This window comes from Sphingomonas floccifaciens, assembly GCF_042681125.1.
GTDB lineage: Bacteria > Pseudomonadota > Alphaproteobacteria > Sphingomonadales > Sphingomonadaceae > Sphingomonas > Sphingomonas floccifaciens.
This window is the reverse complement of sequence record NZ_JBHUFC010000003.1, coordinates 587,517-609,542: the sequence shown is the minus strand read 5'-3', so window position 1 is coordinate 609,542 and position 22,026 is coordinate 587,517. Positions and strand designations below refer to the sequence as shown.

The following is a 22,026-nucleotide window of genomic DNA, read 5'->3' as shown; positions in this document are numbered from 1 at the left end:
TAGACGGTCCGGTTCGCAGGCTGTCAATCGAAACGGAGGGGTCGTGTCCGACGCAATCGTCGATGCTGCGCCGGCGCAGGCTGACGAAGCGCCTGCGGCCCGCCCAACCGGCCCGGCAGGCAGGATCGCCTTTGCGATCGGCGTGATCGGCCTGCTGCTGGCAATGGCAGCGGACGGCATCGCCGTTCTGGGGCGGCACACCGGCTTTCCGCTGCTTGGCGCGATCGAGATCGTGCAGACCGCCATCGTCCTGATCGCCACGTCGGCGATGGTCAGCGTGACGCTGGCGCGTGGCCATGCCGCGGTCCACATCCTGACCGAGCGCCTGCGCCCGGCCTGGCGCCTGAGGTTCGCTACCCTGGCCAACGTGCTGGCGGCGGTCACCGTCGGATTGCTGGCGGCGGGATCCATCCTGCTGCTGGTTGACCTGTGGGGCGGGTTCGAGCGGTCGGAACTGCTGCACGTCCCTTTGCGCTGGCTGCGACTGCTGATGGTCGTCGCGCTACTGCTGGTGGCCGGCATCTTCGTCCGGCACGCGGTGACCGGAGCGTCGCATGACGCCTGAGCTGATCGGCCTGACCGGCATCCTGGGGCTGCTCGTCCTGCTGACGCTGGGCGTGCCGATTGGCGTCAGCCTGGCGCTGACCGGTATCGTCGGCATCGCGGTCATGATCTCCCCCGAAGCGGCGCTGGCGAAGGCGGGCGTCGTCGTGTTCGAGGTCGCGACGAAATACGAACTCGGCGTGCTGCCGCTGTTCCTGCTGATGGCGCATTTGTGCTTCGCGGCGGGCGCCAGCCGGGACTTTTTCGACGTGGCGGCGCGCTTTGTCGGGCATCGCCGCGGCGGGCTGGGGCTGGCGTCGATCGCGGGCTGTGCCGGGTTCGGCGCGATCAGCGGTTCCAGCCTGGCGACGGTGGCGACGGTCGGTTCGGCCGCGCTGCCGGAGATGCGGCGCGCTGGCTACAATCCCGGCTTCGCCGCCGGCGCACTGGCCGCGGGGGGCACGCTGGGGGCGCTGATCCCGCCGTCGGGAGCGCTGATCGTGTTCGGCATCATCGCCGAACAGTCGATCGGCAAGCTGTTCGTCGCCGCGGTCGTGCCGGGGTTCACCCAGGCACTGTTCTACATGATCGCCATTGCGATCCTGTGCGCGCTGCGCCCGGACCTCGGCCCGCCGTCGCAGCGAGTGCCATGGGCATATCGGATGCGCGGGCTGCTCGGGATCGCCGACGTCATCGCGCTGGTCGTCTTCGTCATCGGCGGGCTGATGATCGGCTGGTTCACGCCGACCGAGGCCGCTTCGGTCGGGGTCGTCGCCGCCTTCCTGCTGTGCGCGGTGCGCGGTGCCTTCAACCGTGCGGCGATCGGCGAGGCCTTTGCCAAGACGCTGTCGACGACAGGGATGATCTATCTGATCATCTTCGGCGCGATCCTGTTCGCGACGTTCATCAGCGTGACCGGCATCGCCGACCTGATGTCGCAGACGGTGCGCGACCTGCACGCGAGCCCCACGGTCGCGATCATCGCGATGGCGGTGCTACTGCTCGTGCTCGGCTCGTTCCTCGACGGCCTTGCGTTGATGCTGCTGACGACGCCCATCTTCCTGCCGATCGCGATCGAGCTCGGCTACAGCCCAATCTGGTTCGGCATCTTCTTGGTCCGCACGATGGAGATCGGCTTCGTCCATCCGCCGCTCGGCCTGAACGTCTATGTCATCCAGGCGATCGGGAAGGATATCCCGCTCGGCGCCATCTTCCGCGGCATCGTGCCGTTCCTAGTCGCCGATTTCGTCCACCTCGCCATGCTGATCGCCTTCCCGCTGGTCACGCTGTGGCTTCCCAGCGTGACCGCCGGCTGATGCGTATTCTCCCGATCCTCGCTGCCCTGCTGCTGGCCGGCTGCTCCGCCGCACCGGCGCCGACCGCCGACTATGTGCTGACCTACGCCAGCCCCTATCCGCCAAGTCATCCGTTCGGTCTGGCGGACCAGGAGTGGATGCGCTGGGTGACCGACAAAAGCGGAGGTCGGATCGCGTTCCGGCCCTATTGGTCGGGCGCGCTGCTGTCGTCGGACATGAGCATGGAGGAAATCCGCCACGGCATCGCCGACATCGGCCTGATCACACCGATCTATTCGCGCGGCGGCGCACATCTGCTGCGCGGTCAGGCGGCCTTCTACGGCGGCATTCGCGACATTCCGGATCAGGTCGCGGTCTACGACTGCCTCGCCGCGCGCTTCCCGCAGTTCGGTCGCGAGACCGAAGGGCTGCATGTGCTGGCGGTACAGGGCGGAAACTTTCCCGGCATCCTGACGCGCACCCGCCCGGTCCGCACCCTGGCGGACCTGCGAGGGCTGCGGCTGCGCGCACAGAGCGACGCAATCGACATTCTAAAACAGCTTGGCGCCGATCCGGTGAACATGCCGATGGGCGAGGTCTATTCGGCACTCGCCAAGGGCGTCATCGACGGCGTCGTCGCGCCCGCGGATACCATCCGCAGCCTACATTTCGCCGAAGTCGCTCGGCACTTCACCGCGCTGCGCTTCAGCCGCGGCGCCTACCCGGCCCGCGCGATGTCCGATCGCGCGTGGCGCCGCCTGCCGGCCGACCTGCAGGCGGTGCTGACCGCGGGCAAGCCGGTGTGGGAGGGCGCGCTAAACACGCAGTTGCTGAAGGCGGAGGCCGCCGGCGTCGACTATGGCAGGCGCGAAGGCATCCGCTTCTACGCCCTGCCGCCGCAGGAACAGCGCGCGTTCGACGTGCTGTATAACAAGGACGCCCGCGCGCAGGCCGTGCGTCTGCGATCCGTCGGCATCGACGCGCTCCCGATCTACGACGCCGCACAGCGCCTGATCGCGGCCGGTCCCATCCGATGTTCGAAGGAGGATGCGCGATGAGCGCCCCGCTCGCCGGCGTGAAGGTCGCCGACTTCTCCTGGGTCGGCGCCGGTCCGCGCGCCACCAAGGACCTCGCCGATCTGGGCGCCACCGTCATCAAGATCGAATCGCGCAAGCGCCTGGACCTCGGTCGGCTGAGCCCGCCGTTCGCCGGCGGCAAGCGCGATCCGGATGCGTCGACCTTCTTCGCGATCACCAATACCAGCAAGCAGGCCGTGACGATCAACCTGGGCGATCCGCGCGGGGTCGAGGTTGCCAAGCGGCTGGTCGCCTGGGCCGACATCGTCGTCGAGAATTTCAGCCACGGCTATATGGACCGCATCGGCCTGTCGTACGACACGCTGCGCGCGATCAGGCCCGACATCATCCAGGTCAGCGTCAGCGTCGCCGGTCGTTCCGGGCCGCTGGGTACGATGCGCGGCTATGGCAATTCGGCCGGCGCGCTGTCGGGGATGGCGGCGCTGTCCGGCTGGGACGATCGCGGGCCGCACATGCCGCCGTTCGCGTACGGCGACGTCGTCGCGCCGATGTTCGCGACCGTCGCGATACTTGCCGCGCTCGAGCATCGCCGTAGGACCGGCGAGGGACAGCATATCGATATCAGCCAGGTCGAGCCGCTGGTCCATGTCATGGCCGATGTCTTCGCCGAGCGTCAGGCCGGCCTGTTGCAGAAGCCCGGCAATCGCGACGCAGGGATGGCGCCGCACGGGGCCTTTCCGGCGCGCGGGCACGACCAATGGGTGGCAATCGCGGTCCGCGACGATGCCGACTGGGCGCGGCTGGCCGAGCTGGCGGCGATCGACGATCCCCGCTTCGCGACGCTCGCCGGGCGCAAGGGCGCGGAGGATGCGCTTGACGCCGCGCTGTCGGCATGGACGCGCGGGCAGGACAAGCATGTGCTGGCCGACCGCCTGTCCGCCGCCGGCATCCCGGCCGAGCCGGTCGCCGACGGACGCGATGTCTTTACCGATCCCGAACTGATCGCGCGTGGCCATTTCCAGCCAATCGTCCACACGAAACTCGGCGCCTGCGATATGCCGGCACCGCCGCTGCGCTTTTCGCAGAGCACGATCGCGGTAGGCCCGCCGCCCAACCTCGGCGAGCACAACCATGCCGTTTTCGTCGATCTGCTGGGAATGGACGCCGACGACGTCCGCGCTTTGATCGAAAGCGGAACTCTCGCATGACCGGCATGTTGTCCCACTTGGTCGTCGTCGATCTGACGACGGGTCTTGGCGAGATGGCCGGTCGGATGCTCGCCGAGCTTGGCGCCGATGTCGTCCGGCCGGTGCCGGGCACGCCCGCCTGGACGCATGGCAGCCGACCGGTGTCGGCGGCGGAAGCCGACGCCCTGCTCGTCCGCGCCGACATCCTGTTCCGCAACCCCGGTCGCGATCATGACGTGCTCGCCGCGGCCAATCCCGCGCTGATCGACGTCGTTGTCGCGCCTTTCCTGCCCGGCGGGCCGAACGACGACCGTCCGGAAACCGACCTGACGCTGATGGCGCGATCGGGGCTGATGACCATCGTCGGCGACCCCGACCGCGCACCGCTGACGCTGCCGGGACGGCAGGCCTATGCGCTTGGCGGCATCCAGGCGGTGATCGGTGCGCTGACCGCCCTGAACGCCCGGGCCTCCACGGGACGCGGGCAACTGGTCGAGGTTTCGGCCTATCAGGCGGCGGTGCTCGCCAATTATCGCGAGCCGCTGACCTATGGCTGGACGGGGCGCGTCGGCGGACGGACGGGCAATTTGCTGATCCGCGGGAAATCGGGTGTCCGCCAGATCTGGCCCTGTGCGGATGGGTGGGTAACCTGGGCGCTGGTCGACAATCCGCCGATGATGCGCGCCATGGTCAAGGCGCTGGGAGACTCCGCCGGGCCGCTCGGCTCGGTCGATTGGGACGCGGTGCTCGTCGCCGACGTGCCGCGTGAGACGTTGCTGGAGTGGGAGACGATCGTCGAGGCGTTCTTCCTGCGTCACACGCGCGCCGAGTTAGGCCGCCTGTCGACCGAAACCGGCTTGGGGCTGTCTTGGATCGACACGCCGGAGGATGCGCTGGAGAGCGCGCATCTGCGCGCGCGCGGCCTCTGGCGCGACGTCGATGGCGTGACGCTGCCGGGGCCCTTGTGGGTGTCGTCGCTCGGAGACGCCGCATGAGCGCGCTTAGCGGGCTGACCGTCGTCGATTTCAGCAAATTCCTGCCCGGTCCCTATTGCACGTGGTTGCTTGCCGAGCTCGGCGCCGAGGTGATCCGTATCGAGAACCCGCGCGAGCTGGCCAAGCAGCGCAAGGTGTTCGGCTGGGACAAATTGTCGGAGGAGGAGAACGCCCGGCTGCGCGCCTGCGACGTCTTCGCCCGCGGCAAGAAGAGTGTCCTGATCGACCCCGGCAGCGACGACGGACGCGCGGCGATCCACCAACTGATTGCCGGTGCCGACATTCTGGTCGAGGATTACCGACCCGGCGTGATGGCCGACATGGGCTATGGCTGGCCCGAAATGGCGGCGCTGAACCCGCGGCTCGTCTACTGTTCGGTCACGCTGTGCGGTCAGACCGGCCCCTATGCGCGCCGCCCCGGGCATGATCCGGTCGCGCTGGCGATCGCCGGGGCTCTATCGCGAATGGGTGAAGACCCCGAACGCCCCGCCTTCCCCGGCGTGCCGGTTGCCGACCTGCTGAGCGGATCGAATGCAGTGATCGGCATCCTCGCCGCACTGCTCGCCCGCACGACGTCGGGACACGGCCAGCATGTCGATATCGCGATGTCCGATGCTTCGCTGCCGCTGATCGCCAACGTCATCTCGCGCAATGTCGACCTGTCGCAAGCGCCGCCCAAGGGGATGCACCGGGCTGACAGCGGCATCTGGCGGACGGCGGACGATCTGTATGTCGTGACGACCGACATGGAGCCGCGCTACTGGCGGCTGTTCGTCGAGGCGATCGGCCTGTCCGAGCTGGCCGACCGCCAGATGGACCGCGCCGGTTGGGCCGAGATGAAGGCGCGCATCGCCGAGCGCATCGCAACCCGGCCGCGCGACGAATGGCTCGGCATCTTCGAGCGCGCCGACACGCAGTATGCGCCAATCCTGACCATCGCCGAAGCGCTCGATGATCCGCACAACGTGGCGCGCGGCATGGCGATCGATGTCGCACTACCCGGCGGCGGTACCGCCCGCCAGATCGGCAGCCCCGTGCGGCTGGGGGACGCCGCCCCTGCCCGCGCTGCCTCCGCACCCGGCGCCGACACCCGCACCGTCCTTGCCGCACTCGGCTATTCCGAGTCCCAGATCGCCGCCCTCGAAGGAACACTGTCGTGACCGAACCGCACCGCCAACGTCCGCTGGAGGGCCTGCGCGTAATCGACCTGACGCGGGCGCTGGCTGGCCCCTATGCGACGCTGCTGCTGGCCGGACTGGGCGCGGAGGTCATCAAGGTCGAGGATCCGCGCGGCGGCGATCTGGCGCGCGACAACAGCCCCTATGTCGGCCGCGACGGCATCTCGGTCGAAAAGGTGCATGACGACGACCTGTCGGTCTCCCACCTGACGCGCGCACGCGGCAAGCTGGGCGTGTCGCTAAACCTGAAAGCACCGGGGGCGACCGACGTCTTCCTCGATCTCGTGCGCAGCGCCGATATCGTCGTCGAGAATTTCACCGCCGGCACCGCCGATCGTCTGGGCATCGGCTATGCCGCGGCCAAAGCAGCCAACCCGCGCATCATCTATTGCTCGCTATCCGGCTTCGGCGCGACCGCGCCCGAGGGCGGCAAGGCAATGGATATCATCATTCAGGCGCTGTCGGGCGCGATGTATGCGAGCGGCGAGGCCGATGCGCCGCCGGTGCGGATCGGCATCCCGATCGCCGACATGCTGGCGCCCGTGTTCTCGGTCATCGGGATTTTGTCGGCGCTGGAACAGCGCCACCGCACCGGGGTCGGCCAGCATATCGACGTGTCGATGCTGGGCGCGCTGACCAGCTTCGTCGCGATCGAGAATTGGTCGGCGATGGCGGCGGCGGGCATGCAGGCCAGGACTGGGCTGACGGTGCAACGCCTGTCGCCGTTCGGCGTGTTCGAATGTCGCGACGGCTTCATCGCGCTCGTCGCGGTGCACGAGAAGCTGGCCCAGGGCCTCTTCCGCGCGATGAAGCGCCCCGACTTCGCCGACGACCCCCGCTTCGCCACCCGCGACGCGCGTGTGGCCAATGCCGCGCTGTTGGAGGCGAACATCACCGCATGGTCGTGCGGCCTGTCGGTCGTCGATGCGGTCGCGGCACTGGAGGCCGAGGGCGTTCCGGTGGCACCGGTGCGGCATCCCGACGAGGCTCTGCTAGACCGCCGCGTGATCGAGCGGCGCGAGGCGGTTCCGGTCGCGCACCCGTCCTACGAAGCCGACATCGACCTGCGGACGGCGGGCGTCCCGATCGTCTTTTCCGATGCCGATACCGGGTTCGACGATGTGCTGCCGATCCGCATCGGTGAGCATAACGATCGCGTGCTGGTCGACACGCTGGGCTATTCGCCCGACCGGATCGACGACCTGCGCGCACGTGGAGTGATCTGATGGCGGATGCGGCCGCGGCCCTCGCTCGACTCATCGCCGCCTGCGACGATCCCGGCGCCGTCGCCGAGACCCTGCGCGCGGGTGGCCGGCGCGTGGTTCGCGTGCTCGGGCAGGATGCACCCTATGCGCTGATCCGGGCGAGCGGGCTGACCCCGGTGCGCATGGTGCCGCGGCCGGGCGCGACGCCGCAGGCCGATGCGCTGGTCGGGGGCGGTGTACTCAGCCAGCGCGGCCGGTCGCTACTGCAGCAGATCGCCGCGGACACGAGCGGCGATCCGCTGGTCTTCACTCATGCCGACAGCGACCTGCCGCAGCTGTTCGCGACGATCCGCGATCTGATCCGCAACGGAGAGATGCAGGATCGGCCGATCCATATGCTCGATCTGGCGCATCTGCCGCGCGCGTCGAGCCGGACGTACAACCGCGCGCGGCTCGATCAGCTGGACGCCTGGCTCGAGCGCATTGGCGGACGGCGCGGAATCGACGGGCTGGCCGATCGAGCGGCGATCGAACGCGTCCGTCCCGCTCTGCTGGATGGGCTCACCGGCATCGCGCGAATCGCCGCCATCGGTGCCGCTTGTGCGCTAGAGCCCGAGCGATGGACCACGCTGGTCGATGCAGTGCGTCGCGACGACATGGCGGCGGGCACGACCGTCTTCGTCATAGGATCGCCGCAGTATTCGACCGCTCGCCAGCGTGACCTGACGGCGCGCGGCTTGGTCGCAGTCGGCGATGACCAGGATTGGGGCGATCCGTTTGTCGACCGCTGGGCCGACAGTCCTGCCACCTTCGACGCCCTTGCCGATCCGGCGCGGCTGAGCCCCCGGATGCTATTGCGCGCGCCTGATCGCCTGGCGCAGGTGGTGGCCCGGATGCGCGCGCTTGACGTTCGGCATGCCATCATTGTGGAGTCTGCTGGCGACGAGGCAGCGGCGTGGGATGCCGGCTATTTCGCGCGGGAGCTTGCTGCCCAGGGGTTCACGGTCGAGCGTGTCGGCACGGCGCCGCCGGCGGTCGCGCTGCCCGCCACGTCCCGCCCCGCCCCGCCGCCATCGGGCCGCCGCAGCCGCAAGTCGCTCGCGTCGCTCGCGAGCTTCGGCACTTATCAGCGCGAATGGTTCCAGCAGGTCCGCGCTGAGGTCGCCGCCGGGGCACCACTCGCGGTCGTCAACGCCAACTCTCCGCAGGAGGTGCTGCGCGCGATGGGCGTGCCGTTCGTCGTCAACCAATGGTGGGCGTCGATCGCAGCGGCGAAGCAGCAGTCGGGCCGCTACTTCGCGCTGCTGGCCGAACATGGCTATCCGAGCGATACCGAGGCCTATAGCGCGCAAGGCATCGCCGCCGCGTTCGACACCGACGCCAGCCAAGCGCCGTGGGGCGGCCTGCCGCGGCCGAGTTTCGTCCAGGCCGTGCTCGGCACCGATGCGACGCCGCGGATCTTCGACCATTGGGCGCGCGAGACCGGTGCTGACCTATTCCTGTTCGAGCGCAGCGTCGAATCGCGCATCGACTTTCCCATCGACTGGTGGGACAGCCTGCAGGACCGCTGGGATACGACGCTGGAGCCCGAGCGGATCGACCTGATGGTCGCCGAGCTGCGCGCCCTGATCGAGCGGATCGAGGCGGTCAGCGATCGCCGCTTCGACCCCGAACGGTTCGTGGAGATCCTCGACCTGGTTAACGAGCAGGAGGACTATTACCGCCGCACCCGCGACCTGATCGCGCGCGCGCACCCCGCTCCGGTGTCGATCAGCGACACGATGCCGGCGACGATGGTGCCACAGTGGCACCGCGGAACGATGTGGGCGCGCGACGCCGCCAAGGCATTCCACGACGAGGTGGCGGCGCGGCACACGGCCGGCGAGGCGGCGTGCCCGAATGAGCGCCTGCGGCTGATGTGGGTGGGTCGCGGCATGTGGAGCGACATGGGCTTCTACCAGCGCTGGGAGGAGAGCCACGGCGCGGTCTTCGTGTGGTCGATGTACCTGGCGCTCGCCGCCGACGGCTACATCCGCCGGTCCGCACCGGGGCAGGACCCGATGCGCGCGCTGGCTGCCCGGTTCGTCACCATGGGCGACGAATTGCGCATGCCGACCTGGGCCGGTGCCTGGCATGTGCGCGAGGCGGAGAGCCACGCGGTCGACGGTGCGATTGCGCTGTCGGATGCCGACCCGTTCGTGCTGCGCGCGCTGCGCCGGGCCGGCGTGCCGGTGCTCGCGCTGGATCTGGACAACTACAACCGCGAAGCCAGCGACGCTGCCGAGATCGATCGGCGGATCGAAGATTTCCTCGACGGCGACGTCACCCGATACCGCGCACGACGCTGAGCATTTGGTAGGGAGCGACCGGCCGGCCGCTCCCCACCGATGACGCGTCAGAACTTCGCCCGCAGCGACACGGCGAACTGCCGGCCGATGGGATTGGCGGCGGTCGCGTCATAGCCGCCGCTGCCGTTGCCCGATGGCGCCAGATTGACGAACGGCGGCTGCAGGTCGAACAGGTTGCGGACCTCTGCCCCCAGCGTCAGCCCGCCCAAGATCCCGCGCTTGTTGCTGCCACCCAGATCCCAGGCAATGCTCAGGTCGACCGGCGTATAGCTCTTGACCTGCTGCGGCACGGTCACGGCATTGTTCGTATAACCGCCGACATGCGTCGCCTGGACCTGGAGGCGAACCGGATCGAGATCCCACGCGATCGCCCCGCGCGCCTTGAATTTCAGCGGGAAGAAGATCGTGTTGCGACGATCGATCAGCGCAGCATTCTCTGTGATCGCGACTTCGTAGCGGGTCAGGTAGGTGCCGCTGAGATTGATCTGGAACCGGCCGAAATTGTCAGTCGGCAGCGTGTAATTGGCAACGAAGTCGATCCCTTCCGTCAGCGACTTGCCAAGGTTGTTGTTTCGGCCGTCGACGAACAGCGTGACGTTGGTCGGCAGCGCGCCGACGACGCCGATGCCCGAGGCGATCAGCTGCTGGACGCGGGTCGCGGCGTCAGCCCCGCGGGTGATGATGCCCAGGCCGGCGAACGATTGTTCGCGCGACAGGATGGCGAGGTCGGACAGATAGGCCTCGACCTGGTTTGTGTATTCGACGTTGAAATAGGTCAGGCTGAGCCGCAGCCGGCTGCCGATGTCGAGGTCGCCGCCCACCGACCACGTCGTCGCCTCCTCCGGCCGCAGCCCCAGGTTCTGCCCCGAAAGCGCGACGCCGACGATCGGCGAGCCGCCGGGGTTCTGGTAGGTCTGGACGAACAGATTGTTCGAATTGCCGTAGATCTGCGAGATGAGCGGCGCGCGGAACGACGTGCCGTAGCTGCCGCGCAGGGTCAGCCCATCGACCGGGGTCCAGTTGACGCCGAACTTCGGATTCGTCGTCTTGCCGACGTCGCTATACTTGTCGTAGCGGACCGCCGCATTCAGCACGAGCTTGCGGAAGCCGGGGATCGCATTCTCGCTGCCGAAGATCGGCAGGAGGACTTCGGCATAGCCTGAATCGACCCGCCGCGTGAAATAGCGGTAGGCAATCGGCGTCCCCACGACGCCGCGTGCCGAGCCGAGGATGGTCAGGATCTCTTGCCCCTCATAGCCCGCGGCCAGCTTCACGTCGCCTCCCGGCAGCGAAAGCAGAGTACCGTTCAGGCGCGCCTCGTATCCAGTAAAATGGTTGAGCGTTGGGGCGAAGAAGATGCTGTTGCTGATCAGCTGTCGCGTAGCTTCCGTCGTGCGGCCGAGACCATAGGGATCGAACGCCGTCGCCGGATTGCTGCTGGCCAGCGCGGCGTTGAGATTGGCGGTGGTCAGCCCGCGATAGGTATAGGATTGATCCTCGCCCTGACCGTAGCTGTAGATGCCCTCGGCCTCCCAATCGCCGAACAGCTTGACGCGCACGCCCGGCGAGATTTGCCAGTTCTCCGCGCTGCCCGGATTGCCGTTGATCGGCAGGTCGTTGATGAAGTTGTAGGCGATCGTATAGCTGGTGCCGGTGAACCCGGCCGGTCGCACGAAGAAGGCATTGGTCTGCGGCACCGTCAGCGTCGCGCTCTGCGAGGCCGGGTTGCGGAAGAAGGTACGGCGCGAGAAGAAGCCGTCCGCGAACAGTGTCACCCGGTCGCCCAATTCCTGGGTGACGGTCATGTTCGCCGAATCATACGCCTGCTTCGGAAACAGGTCCTGCCCGATCAGGTCGTTGCACAGATTGGCGGTGCCGGCGACCAGGCTGCCCGCGTTCGCCTGGGTCAGTCCGCCGGTGGGTATGGCATAGGTGGTGCCACCGGCGATGATGGTGCCAGGCGCGCAGCGGTTGACGCGGTAGTCGTTGCCGCCGGACGCGCGCTGATCGGAGGTAAAGAACGAGCGGTCGTCGCCGCTGAGGTTCGAGCGCTGGACATGTTCGAACGCCAGCATGATCTGCCCCTGGCTCCACTTGTGCCCGACCGCGACCCCGACCTGCCATTCGTGGAAGTCGTCGCCGAAGCCGTATCGGCCCGACGCCTCGACCCCGTCCAGCGAGCGACGGGGGATCAGGTTGACGACGCCTGCGACGGCGTCCGAGCCGTAAATGGCGGAGGCGCCGTCGGCCACGACCTCCACCCGCTCCAGGCCGAGTGTCGGGATGACCGACGGGTCGAGCGCGCGACTGTTGTTTACCGCGCGGTGGCCATCGATCAGGATCAGCGTCGCATAGGGGCCGATGCCGCGCAGGTTGACGCTGTTGCCATAGGTGATGTTGCCGTTGCCGCCCGACTGGCCGCGCGAATTCTCGCTGACGCCTAGGTCGAACACCTGCGGGATCTGCTTGATGAGGCGGTCCGTCGTCACCGCGCCCGAGGCGATGACGTCCTCGCGGCCGAGCGCGATCACCGTCGACCCGACCGGTGCCGCCCCGCGGACGCGGCTGCCCGTCACGATGACGTCGCCCTCGACCTGATCCTGCGTGATCGTCGAGGGGCCAGCTTCGGGCGTCTGCACGTCGGGTTCGCTGGCCGGCGTCGTCTGCTGCGCGAAGGCGGGCGGGGTCAGGCCAAGCAGGACCATGCCGGTGGTGGCCAATGCGGCGGTACGGATGCTCTTCATAAGTCGTCCTCCCCTGTTTTTATCGTTGGAATATCGGTGTCGCCTCGAACGGCAGGTCGATCCGGGAGCCGGCGGCGGTGCCGGTCATGATCGTGAATTCGGGCGCGGGGTTAGCGGCCAGCGCCTTCAGGTCGCGCTGGCGTGGGTCGGCGCCGGTCAACGTCACCCGAATGCGGTGCCCGGCGCCAAAGGTGTAGGCGCGCGGCGACAGGCTGAAGGCGAGTTCCGCCGACACGCCGGGCGTCATCGGCGCGACATCGGCGCGCAGGCCCGAATGATAGGGCAGATCGAGCTTGTCGTAGGGCGGTGTCGAAAGCTTGCGGTGCGACGCGGCCAGCCGGCCGTGCGCGATTACCCGCACCTTTCCATCAGGCGCGACGTCCTCGACATAGGCGAACAGGATCGCGTCGTGCCGATCGATCGCCGTTTGGATCCGGGCGATCGGATAGCCCTGCAACCGCGCCGGGACGGCGAGCGGCGGCGTCGTCCAGCTCGGTCCGAAGCCGGTCAGCGGGCGCGGCCAGAAGGGAAAATACTCGCCCGTCTCGACATCGTAGCGCACCCGGAAACGCCGCGTCGCCGCCGCTCGCGGGGCCTGCAGCGACGCGCCGGTGTCGGCGGCGAGGAACAGCGGCGTGCGCTGGATACCCACACCCGGCAACCTGTTCGCGCGCACCATCGCCCCGGCCGCGCCGTCCTCCCGCCACCAGGCATAGCGGGGCTCGCGGTCGATGCCGTTGTCGATCCCCTTCAGATACCGGTCGAAGAAGCGCCGCTGTTCGGCGGCGATGTCGAATTGGGCCGGCCCCTCGCAATGGCTGCCCGGCCCGAGGATCAGCTTGCCCGGGATGTTGCGCGCCGCGAGGATCATCTGCTCGGTCGGCTCATCCTCCCAATTGTTCCAGAAATACCAGGCGATCCGCGGGTCGCGCAGAGCCTTCAGGTGGGTGTAGGGGCCGACCTCTTCCCAAAAGCGCGTGCCGGTCAGCGGCGACACGCTGTCGCGGTACGGCATGCCAGCCCACAGCGCGGCCATCGGCGTGTTGCGTGCATGCTGCGAGACCGCCTGCTTCAGCAGGGCCCCGTCGCGATCGGCGTCGACGGGAACGCTGGCCGCATCGACTTCCAGCGGCTCGTCGGGGCGGGTGTTGAATTGCGCGGTCACCCCGCCGTTACGGACGAAGCTGTACTTGTCGAGGTCGGTGGCGGCGGTGAAGACCGCGCGCACCGCGGGCGGTCGCGTGCCCGCGATCAGCATCGTCGTACCGCCAAGGTAGGAGCAGCCGGTCAACCCGACCTTGCCGTTCGACCACGGCTGGCGTGCAATCCAGCCGACCAGGTCGTAGCCGTCGTTGGCCTCCGTCCGGTCGAGAAAGCCGCGGCGCGCCCCGAACGAAGCGCCCTTGCCGCGCACGTCGGCGATGACGACGGCATAGCCCTGCTGCACCAGCGCCGGAAAACCGAAGATCGCCTGATCGAAGGTCTGCGCGACGGCGCCGTCCTTCAGGTAGCGCGCGCGATAGGGGGTGAAGGCGAAGATGGTCGGGACGGGACCGGACTCGCCGGCCCGGCGATAGACGTTGACCGCCAGACGGGTCCCGTCGCGAACCGGAACGTAAAGGGAGTGACGCTCGACCGTGTGCGCGGCCGGCACGGGCGATTGCGCGACCGATGCACCCGCGGCGGCTGCCACGACGCCCGCAATCGCGACTGCGATTCCTCTCCTCACAGACCCTCCTTCCGGTGACCTATCGGTCATCTCAGATTGAGAGTGCGGCATTTACATCTATAATTCAACTGTTTTTATATAGATGATACGTTCTATCCGCGGAAAGACGCGGGCAAAAACATCACTTCGCTGTTGAAAATTCGGCGCCCGCGCTGAAGCCGGCGCCATCGCATCACCAAGAGTTGAGCGCTTGAAGGAGCAGCGGATCCGCGCGGCAGGCATAGGATGTGGCGGACTTCCGGTCGCCGCCGCGGAAGACCGCCGAATTGGGCGCGGCGCAGAGTGCCCGCGTCAGTGCCGGCTGGCCGTCTCGGTTGCGGGCACCGACGATCCGATCGGGCGCGTGCCCCTTTTCTACCCAACGGACGAGGGCCCAAAGCATGTCGCGCGTCGGGTCGCCGGGGTAGCTCGGTTGACCCGAAGCGCCGAAGCTGTCGACACCGGGACCACCGCTGCAATGATACATGCCGGGCACCATGAACAGGCGCACCGCCGCCGCCAATCGCTCCACGCCGCCGTTGGCGCGCGCGAGGTCGGCATAATAGTCGAGCGTCGGCCGGGCGATCACCGAGGGATCGGCCCATCCCTGATAGATGATCGCCTTCCCACCACGCGCGAGGAACGGCGCGATCCGGGTGCTGTCGGCTCGCAGGCCGGGCATGACGCGGTTGATCGCGGCAAGGTCGGCGGTTCGCCTGAACCCGTCCTCGTTCCACTGCGGATCGTCATAGACCGCATCGGCCCACATCGCGCGCAGCAGCGGCGACGGCGGCCCCGGTCGCGTGCGGACGCCGGGCAGCAGCCCGCGGTCCATCGGCCGCCCCTGCTCGTCAGGCATCGGCGCGACGATCCGCTCGAGCATGGCCAGCTTGGGGGCGTTCAGGCAGTCGGTCGTCTGTCCAGGCTTGCAGGCCAGATCCGCAGGCTTAAAGCGGCAGGCCAGCGGGTTCTCGACGATCCCGTCGACGACACCATCGGCCCGGTCGCAGGCCGCGGTGGCGTGCCGCTCGTACAGTGCCCAGTCGGCATCGCCGAGCGCACCTTCGGGATCACGCTTCTGCAACAGCGCGCTCCACATCATCCGAACCGAGACGAGCGGCATATACGGCCCGGGCGCACCGGCGATCACGCCGTCATAGTCGCCGGGATAGGCCTGCATTTCCTTCAGCGCCTGGCGACCGCCGCCCGAACAGCCGGTGAAATAGCTCCGCTTCGCGGGCCGGCCGTAGAAGCGGGCAACGATGGCCTTGGCGGCCTGCGCGGTCAGGTGGACGGCGCGATGTTCGTAGTCGACCCGGGCGCGCGAGTCGGCCATCCAGCGCGCCTGCGTCGCCTTATGCCCGGTATCGGTCGTGACGGTGGCAAAGCCCTCGGCCACGCGGCGGCTCATGTCGACGTAATTGTAGATGCCGGCATCGCCCCCGACCCCGGCACCGAGCAGCCGTCCATTCCAGGCCGTCGGCAACCAGAGCTCGAACCCGATGCGCCCATCGATCATGGCCTCCACCCGGCAGAGCGGCCGCGACACCGGCAGCGGGGCATAGGCGCGCTGGTCGACCGTCGGCATCCAGCCGGCGGCGTCGGCAACCGGCGTCGCGCGCACGATCGTCGCACCGCCCAGCTGGGCGCCAGCGAGAGTCGCGCACGCAGCGGCCGCCATCAGCAGCATCAGAACTTCACCTGCGCCGTGATCGCAAACACCCGTGGAATCGGATTGGCCGCTTGCGGATCATAGCCGAAGTTCGTGTCGACGAAGGGCGGGTCTTCGTTGAACAGGTTGCGGACGTCGGCACCGAGCGTAACGTTGCGCGTCAGTTCAAACCCGACCGACAGGTCGAAGGTGTCGTAGTTCGAGATGCGCTGCCGCGGCGTCACGGTGGTGTTGAAATAGCCGGCTAGATGATTCCACGTCAGTCGGCTGCGCAGTCCGCCCCATTGCAGGCCGACATCGGCCTGGCTGCGAAACTTCTGGGTAAAGCCGAAGGTATCGACGACGCTGATTAGGCCGGAGCCGGGCACGGCTTCGAACAGATAGTCGAGGATGTAACTGCCCTGGATGCCCGCATCCATCCGCACATCATTTATCGACCAATTGTAGTTGAGCGCGAAGTCGAGCCCGCGCAGCAGCGAGGTGCCGAGGTTCTGGCGGCGCCCATCGGCAATGAAGGTGACCTGGCTCTGATCGATCACCGCGTTGAGCGGCAGGCCCGAGCCCACCAGGCTGGCGATCGTCGCCGCGCTGGGATTGAACTGGACGAACTGCCGATAGATCGGATTGGTAAGCAGGCCGGGTGTGCCGCGCAGCGCCTGGATCTGGTCGGTATAATCGATACGGAAATAGCTGACCGAAGCGACCAGGCCGGGCACCTGCGGCGGCGCCGCCTCGACCGTGAACGACCAAGTCTTCGCCTTTTCGGGCTGCAGGTTCGGGTTGCCGCCGGCGATGCCGATGCCGATCTGGTTGCCGGTCGGTCCGGGCAAGGTATCAAAATACAGCCCGGCGCCGCCGCCGACGGTCGATACTTCGGTAAAGGTCGGGGCGCGGAACGAGGTGCCGTACGTGCCCTTCAGCGACAGGCCGCGGAACGGTTTGTAGGTGATGCCGATCTTGGGATTGGTCGTGCTGCCGAAGTCGCTGTACTTTTCGTAGCGGAGCGCGGCGCTGAGCGACAGCTGCTCCAGTCCGGGCGACGCGTTGGTAGCACCGACAATCGGCACGAACAGTTCGCCGAATACTGCGTCGACGTTGCGCTCCCCCGCGCTGCCGACCGCAACCGGTGCGGCCGACGTACCAGTCTGCAGGTCGGTGAAGGTATATTCGACACGGTGCTCGCCACCAACCGCCAAGCGGACGTTGCCGCCAGGTATGGCGAACAGCGTACCGTCGGCCTGCGCGTTGAAGACGTCCAGCCGCGTGCGTCCGGTAATGACGAACAGATTGTCGATCAGCCTCGCGTAGGTTGCCGGGTTGTTCGTGCCCCCGAAGACGTTGAGCGCCGTCGCAGGATTGGTGTCGCGCAGAGCCGCGGCGAGCGCGGCGGCATTGGCGCCATTTTGCCGACGATTGTCGACCTCCTCGCTTTCGCCGTGCGAATAATAGGCGGTGGCGCGGAAATCGCCGAACAAGTCGACCTCGACCCCGCCGACCGCATTCCACGTCTCGTTCCAGAAGCGCCGCTGAATCTGGCCGAATTCGGGATACAAGGAATAGGCGACGGTGACGCATCGCGTGCCAGTGGGAACGCCGGCACTGGCCGGGCACAGGCCGGGCGTCACACCCGGGGGCGCGACGTAGAAGGGGTTGGTGCTGGGCACCGCCGTGTTGATGTTGGCGATCAGCGGCAGAGTGCCCTCGCGCCGCGACCAGAAGCCATCGGCGAACAGCCGCACGCGGTCGCCGATCTGCTGGCTGACCGCGCCCGTCACGCTGAAGCGCTGCTGATCCGGAATGACCTCCAAATCCTTGTCGTAGAAGCAGCGATTGGCGGTTCCGGCGGCGAGGCTGCCGGCGGTGCCCGCGGTCACGCCGCCGGCGGGAATGGCATAGGTCACGCCATTCGCAGTGACCGTCCCCGGGTTGCAGGTCAGCACGCGCAGGTCGCGGCCCCCGCGCGGACGATTGTCGTTCTGATAGAAATCGAGGTCGGTGCCGAGCAGCGCGGAGTTATAGGTCCATTCGCCAGCCAGCATGGCATAGCCGCCCTTCCAACGCTTGCCGGCGATTGCAGAGGCCTGGCGTTCGTCATAATTGCCATCGGTGAACCCGTAGCGTCCGCGCACCTCGACCCCGTCGAAATCGCGGCGCAGGATCAGGTTGACGACGCCCGCCACAGCGTCCGAGCCATAGATGGCGGACGCGCCGTCGGCGATGACTTCGACCCGGCTGAGCGCGATCGAGGGCAGCACCGACGGATCGGTGAACTGGCCTTGCGTGCCCTGCGGGGGAAAACGCCGACCATCGTAGAGCAGCAGCGTCGCGTTGGTCGAAAGTCCGCGCAGGTTGATGCCGGCGCCACGGGTCGCGTTTGCCGCGCCATTCTGGGCCGATCCGCCTGCCCGGTTCGCGCCCAGCGACACCACCTGCGGCACGCGACGCAGCAGGTCGTTGGTGGATGTGACCGGTGTCTCGGCGATCTTCGACTGGTCGATCGCGATGACGCTCGACCCAACTGGTGCAATCCCGCGGATACGCGAGCCGGTGATGATGATGTCTTCGGGGCTGGCCTCCTCCTGCGGCACGTCCGCCGCGGTCGCCGGGACTGCCGGCTGCGCGTCGACCACGGGCTGCGCGGTCTGCGCTGTGGCGGCCGTCGCCGTGGCGAGCGCGAGCACGCCTGTCGCGGCGCTCAGAAGCAGTCGGGTGGGCGTCGTCGTCATGCTCAGGTCCTCTCTATGCCCGTCCCGCTTGTGTCCGCGGGTCCGGGGGTAAGTTGGTGATCAGTTGGCTTCGGCTCGCGCCGCTCGCACCGGCCTGGCCGCGAGCCGTGGCGCCACCGACAGCAGCACAATCGCAGCGATCAGAATGCCGGCCCCGATCAGCTCCGCCGGGCGCGGATATTTCAGCCCCCAGCCCCAGGCGAGGATCAGCGCAGCGCCGACACCAGCGACCAGGCTCGCGGCGCGTTCGAGGGGCACGCAATAGGCGTTCTCGCGCGGGTCGAGCAGGATGATGATCGCAAAGACCGAGACGACCGTCAGCGTCAGGCCGATCACGAACAGGGGCCAGATCACGGGATCGGTCCAGACGGACAGGAAGCCCCAGCTGAGCTCGCTCGACTGGCCGCCGATGCCGCTTGCCGAAACGATCGCCAGGAACAACACCGACAACGGCAGCGCCAGCACCTTCTCCTCGACGAAATACCGCCGCACGGACGCGGGATCGCCGCTCTTCGACACCTTGGTCATCACGACGAGGCGCAGGAAATAGCCCGCGGTGTAAAGCACGACCGTCAGGATCGCGATCGGCGGAAGCTTTAGCCCTCCGCGATCGCCGAGTGTCAGCATCAGCGCGCCCGCCACCATTGCGAGCGCCGTCCAACTCCACCAGCGCACGCGCCGGCCGAAGGCGAGGTCGACGAGCGGCGCAATGATTAGAATGTCGCCGCGCATCAGCAGCTGAATGAACGGGATACTGACGTTCGGGATCGTGAACGACAGGGGCACGGTGAACAGCACCAGCGCGGTGCCCAGCCCCGACAGCAACGTGTAGCGCGTCGGAATCGGCACGCGCGCGCCGGCGATCGTCACGCCGTGCGCATCGCGGTGCCAGCCGGACCACCAGATGAAGATATAGGTGAGTACGGTGCTGATGATCAGCGACGCCGGTAGCGTCTCCAGCCCCGTCAGCGGACGGCCGAGCCCGGGATGCGGCGTCGACGACAGCAGCTTCAGCAGGATCGCATTCGGTAGATAGGCGAGGAAATACAGGAGGACATAGCCCTCCAGCGGAAAGTCGCGCGCGCGCATCACGCCGCCGCCCCCGCCAGTTCGACCATGTCGTCCCTCACCACGTAGCGGGTGTCGAGCCCCGCCTCGCGCGTCACGGCGGTGACATAGTCGACGACCTTGCCGTAGTGGTGCGTGCCGGGCGGACAGAAGCGCGGCACCGCGTCGCGGTCGATGTAAAGTGGCAGGAAGCCTGCGCGGATGACCCGCCCGGCGGCGATCTCCAGCCGCGCGACCATCGACAGGCGCGATGCAGGCGGGAAATTGTACAGGCTGTCGAAATCCGGCTCCCAATCCTCCGCCAGGACCCTGATCTCGTTGAAGCTCTTCGACGCCGCGTGCGCTGCATCCATGCGCAGGTCGGTCGCGAAGTTGCAGAGCGAGTGGAACACGGGCTTGCCGTCGATCAGTTCGCAGCCCTTTAGAATATGCGCATGCCCGCCCAGGATCGCATCCGCGCCCGCCGCGATCGTCGCGCGCGCGACGCTGCGCTGATAGTCGGCGAGCGTCGCGCGGACGAAATGGATGCCCCAATGGTGCGACACGACGACGACGTCGTGGGTCGACTTGGCGGCCCGGACATCGGCCTCCATCGCCGCGAGATCCTCGCCATGCGGCCAGCTGTGGATGCGGGCGGGCGTGCCCGGTTGATCATGCTCGATCTGCTCGTAATGCGTAAAGGCGCGCATCGGGGCGCAGCCCGGACGCCGCTCGGTAGCCCAATAATCCTGCGGCAGGATCGAGGAATAGGCAAGGATCGCGACACGCGTGCCGTCGCCAAGCGTGATGCTGACAGGCGCGCGCGCCTCCGCGATCATGGCACCGGCACCGACGACCTGCATGCCCGTCCGCGTGATGTTCGCCCGCGTTTCGAGGAAGGCGTCGTTGCCCCAGTCGAGCACATGGTTGCCGGCCATCGAGATCACGTCGAAGCCCGCATCCGCCAGCGCATCCGCCCCGTCAGGCCGCGCGAGGACCGCGTGGCGCGCCTGGGGTGCGCGGACGCCGGACATCGCGAAACTCGTCTCCAACTGGCCGAAGACGATGTCGGCCGCCCGCAGCACGTCGCGGGTCTCGACGAAGCTTTCGGCGTAGTCGTCGCGATCCATCGCAAGATCGCCGGTTGCGAGCAGGACGTGCGTCATGCCGCGGTCTCGAAGCGGATCGGGACCGACAGCGCGCCGATCTCCGGAAAGCGGGTCGGCTGGGGTTCGCCGGCAAGTGCAAAGCCGGGGGCGGCCAACAGCTCCTCCACGGCGACGATCAGTTCCAGCCGCGCGAGTGCGGCACCCACGCACATGTGCGGGCCGCGACCAAAGGCGACCGAGTCCTTCATGTTGGGCCGATCGATCCGGAACCGGTCGGCGTCCGTGAACACGTCCTCGTCGCGGTTGGCGCTGGCATAGACCAGCGCGATCGGTTCACCGGCAGGGATGGTGCGCCCGCGGATCGTCACGTCCTCGACCGCCGTGCGCGCAAAGCCGCGGTACGGCGTGTAGAGGCGCAGGAACTCGTCCACCGCCGCCGGCACCAGTTCCGGGTCGCCGCGCAACTGCGCTTGGAGCGCCCGGTCGCGCGCCAGATGGACCACGATCGACCCGATCATCACGCTGGGTGCGATGATCCCGACGACCAGCACCTGCCGGATCGTACCGACGATCATCTCCTCGGGCAGCGGCTCGCCGTCGACGCGGGTCGCGAGCAGGGCGCTCGTCGCGTCCTCGTCCACAGACATCGGATTCGCCTTGCGATCCGCGACGATCGCGCGCGCCATGTCGTAGAGCCAGAGGCTCGATTCCTTCGTGGCCGCGATATCGTTCGACTGGACGGCGATGTTGTAGCGTTTGCCAACCGCGGTCAGGTCGCGAACCTGATCGGCGGTCAGGTTCATCCAGTGCGCGAAGGTCGCGATCGGCATATGCGCGGAGAAATCCGCGACCACATCGCCGCCGCCGGTCGCCACCATCTCGGCGAGCAGATCGCGGCAGATCGTACGGATCACCGGCCGCAGCCGCTCGACGCGGCGCTCACTTAGCAGTGGCGCCAAGGCCCGGCGGTACGGCGTGTGTTCGGGCGGATCGAGGTGCAGCGGCGGCCGGCGGCCGGTGAAGGCAACCTTCGGTATGACGTTCTGCTGCGACGTGATGAAGGTGCGCCAGTCGGCCGCCGCATTCGCCACGTCGTCATGCTTCATCAGCGCCCAGATTCCGCCCCATGCGTCGCTGTGCGCGACCGGGCAGGTCGCCCGCAGCCGCGCGTAATCGTCATGCGGACTGTCGAAGGTTTCTGAGACGAGCGGGTCGAAGTCATGACTCATAAC

The 22,026-nt window shown here is 67.8% G+C and carries 15 protein-coding genes; 8 read left to right on the top strand and 7 right to left on the bottom strand.

Translation table 11 applies throughout. The features are described 5' to 3' along the window. The first annotated feature begins 43 nt into the window (after positions 1-43). The 8 genes from ACFSC3_RS09955 to ACFSC3_RS09920 are packed head-to-tail and all read left to right on the top strand — an operon-like array spanning position 44 to position 9,788. On the top strand, positions 44-565 hold the full coding sequence (locus ACFSC3_RS09955; RefSeq protein WP_380940251.1) for a TRAP transporter small permease: 522 nt from the start codon (positions 44-46) through the stop codon (positions 563-565). Next, the gene (locus ACFSC3_RS09950; RefSeq protein ID WP_380940250.1) at positions 555-1,859 is read left to right on the top strand and encodes a TRAP transporter large permease; all 1,305 of its coding nucleotides are present in this window, start codon (positions 555-557) and stop codon (positions 1,857-1,859) included. Before ACFSC3_RS09955 ends, ACFSC3_RS09950 begins: the two co-directional genes overlap by 11 nt. Beyond that, positions 1,859-2,896, top strand: coding sequence for a TRAP transporter substrate-binding protein DctP (gene dctP / locus ACFSC3_RS09945; RefSeq protein ID WP_380940249.1), 1,038 nt, complete (start codon positions 1,859-1,861; stop codon positions 2,894-2,896). Before ACFSC3_RS09950 ends, dctP begins: the two co-directional genes overlap by 1 nt. Further along, positions 2,893-4,083, top strand: coding sequence for a CaiB/BaiF CoA transferase family protein (locus tag ACFSC3_RS09940; RefSeq protein ID WP_380940248.1), 1,191 nt, complete (start codon positions 2,893-2,895; stop codon positions 4,081-4,083). The genes dctP and ACFSC3_RS09940 overlap by 4 nt, the downstream gene beginning before the upstream one ends. Beyond that, a complete protein-coding gene (locus ACFSC3_RS09935) occupies positions 4,080-5,057 on the top strand; it encodes a CoA transferase (protein ID WP_380940247.1) in 978 nt (325 codons plus the stop codon). The genes ACFSC3_RS09940 and ACFSC3_RS09935 overlap by 4 nt, the downstream gene beginning before the upstream one ends. Then, on the top strand, positions 5,054-6,217 hold the full coding sequence (locus ACFSC3_RS09930; RefSeq protein ID WP_380940246.1) for a CaiB/BaiF CoA transferase family protein: 1,164 nt from the start codon (positions 5,054-5,056) through the stop codon (positions 6,215-6,217). Before ACFSC3_RS09935 ends, ACFSC3_RS09930 begins: the two co-directional genes overlap by 4 nt. After that, entirely contained in the window at positions 6,214-7,461 is a 1,248-nt protein-coding gene (locus ACFSC3_RS09925; protein ID WP_380940245.1) for a CaiB/BaiF CoA transferase family protein, read from the top strand. The genes ACFSC3_RS09930 and ACFSC3_RS09925 overlap by 4 nt, the downstream gene beginning before the upstream one ends. Next, positions 7,461-9,788 (top strand): 2-hydroxyacyl-CoA dehydratase, encoded by a 2,328-nt coding sequence (locus ACFSC3_RS09920; RefSeq protein WP_380940244.1) that lies wholly within the window; start codon positions 7,461-7,463, stop codon positions 9,786-9,788. Before ACFSC3_RS09925 ends, ACFSC3_RS09920 begins: the two co-directional genes overlap by 1 nt. 47 nt (positions 9,789-9,835) lie before the next feature. Here ACFSC3_RS09920 and ACFSC3_RS09915 read toward each other — a convergent pair whose 3' ends face one another. From ACFSC3_RS09915 to ACFSC3_RS09885, 7 genes are all read right to left on the bottom strand, one after another. Beyond that, a complete protein-coding gene (locus ACFSC3_RS09915) occupies positions 9,836-12,532 on the bottom strand; it encodes a TonB-dependent receptor domain-containing protein (RefSeq protein WP_380940243.1) in 2,697 nt (898 codons plus the stop codon). A 19-nt stretch (positions 12,533-12,551) separates the two neighbouring features. Then, positions 12,552-14,261 carry a CocE/NonD family hydrolase gene (locus ACFSC3_RS09910; RefSeq protein ID WP_380940242.1) on the bottom strand — a complete coding sequence of 570 codons (1,710 nt, stop codon included), beginning with the start codon at positions 14,259-14,261 and terminating at the stop codon, positions 12,552-12,554. Between the two features lie 172 nt (positions 14,262-14,433). Next, positions 14,434-15,930, bottom strand: coding sequence for a tannase/feruloyl esterase family alpha/beta hydrolase (locus ACFSC3_RS09905; RefSeq protein ID WP_380940241.1), 1,497 nt, complete (start codon positions 15,928-15,930; stop codon positions 14,434-14,436). After that, positions 15,930-18,638 carry a TonB-dependent receptor gene (locus ACFSC3_RS09900; protein WP_380940240.1) on the bottom strand — a complete coding sequence of 903 codons (2,709 nt, stop codon included), beginning with the start codon at positions 18,636-18,638 and terminating at the stop codon, positions 15,930-15,932. Before ACFSC3_RS09900 ends, ACFSC3_RS09905 begins: the two co-directional genes overlap by 1 nt. A 60-nt stretch (positions 18,639-18,698) precedes the next feature. Continuing rightward, entirely contained in the window at positions 18,699-19,727 is a 1,029-nt protein-coding gene (locus ACFSC3_RS09895; RefSeq protein WP_380940903.1) for a hypothetical protein, read from the bottom strand. Next, positions 19,727-20,851, bottom strand: a complete 1,125-nt coding sequence (locus ACFSC3_RS09890; RefSeq protein WP_380940239.1) for a CapA family protein — start codon at positions 20,849-20,851, stop codon at positions 19,727-19,729. Before ACFSC3_RS09890 ends, ACFSC3_RS09895 begins: the two co-directional genes overlap by 1 nt. Next, entirely contained in the window at positions 20,848-22,023 is a 1,176-nt protein-coding gene (locus ACFSC3_RS09885; protein WP_380940238.1) for a cytochrome P450, read from the bottom strand. The genes ACFSC3_RS09890 and ACFSC3_RS09885 overlap by 4 nt, the downstream gene beginning before the upstream one ends. Positions 22,024-22,026: the final 3 nt, after the last annotated feature.

What these genes read in the sequence shown, in the direction of transcription:
- ACFSC3_RS09950 (WP_380940250.1), top strand. Translation starts at nt 555, where the DNA reads ATGACGCCTGAGCTGATCGGCCTGACCGGCATCCTGGGGCTGCTCGTC.
- dctP (WP_380940249.1), top strand. Translation starts at nt 1,859, where the DNA reads ATGCGTATTCTCCCGATCCTCGCTGCCCTGCTGCTGGCCGGCTGCTCC.
- ACFSC3_RS09940 (WP_380940248.1), top strand. Translation starts at nt 2,893, where the DNA reads ATGAGCGCCCCGCTCGCCGGCGTGAAGGTCGCCGACTTCTCCTGGGTC.
- ACFSC3_RS09935 (WP_380940247.1), top strand. Translation starts at nt 4,080, where the DNA reads ATGACCGGCATGTTGTCCCACTTGGTCGTCGTCGATCTGACGACGGGT.
- ACFSC3_RS09930 (WP_380940246.1), top strand. Translation starts at nt 5,054, where the DNA reads ATGAGCGCGCTTAGCGGGCTGACCGTCGTCGATTTCAGCAAATTCCTG.
- ACFSC3_RS09920 (WP_380940244.1), top strand. Translation starts at nt 7,461, where the DNA reads ATGGCGGATGCGGCCGCGGCCCTCGCTCGACTCATCGCCGCCTGCGAC.
- ACFSC3_RS09915 (WP_380940243.1), bottom strand. Translation starts at nt 12,532, where the DNA reads ATGAAGAGCATCCGTACCGCCGCATTGGCCACCACCGGCATGGTCCTG.
- ACFSC3_RS09905 (WP_380940241.1), bottom strand. Translation starts at nt 15,930, where the DNA reads ATGCTGCTGATGGCGGCCGCTGCGTGCGCGACTCTCGCTGGCGCCCAG.
- ACFSC3_RS09900 (WP_380940240.1), bottom strand. Translation starts at nt 18,638, where the DNA reads ATGACGACGACGCCCACCCGACTGCTTCTGAGCGCCGCGACAGGCGTG.
- ACFSC3_RS09895 (WP_380940903.1), bottom strand. Translation starts at nt 19,727, where the DNA reads ATGCGCGCGCGCGACTTTCCGCTGGAGGGCTATGTCCTCCTGTATTTC.
- ACFSC3_RS09890 (WP_380940239.1), bottom strand. Translation starts at nt 20,851, where the DNA reads ATGACGCACGTCCTGCTCGCAACCGGCGATCTTGCGATGGATCGCGAC.
- ACFSC3_RS09885 (WP_380940238.1), bottom strand. Translation starts at nt 22,023, where the DNA reads ATGAGTCATGACTTCGACCCGCTCGTCTCAGAAACCTTCGACAGTCCG.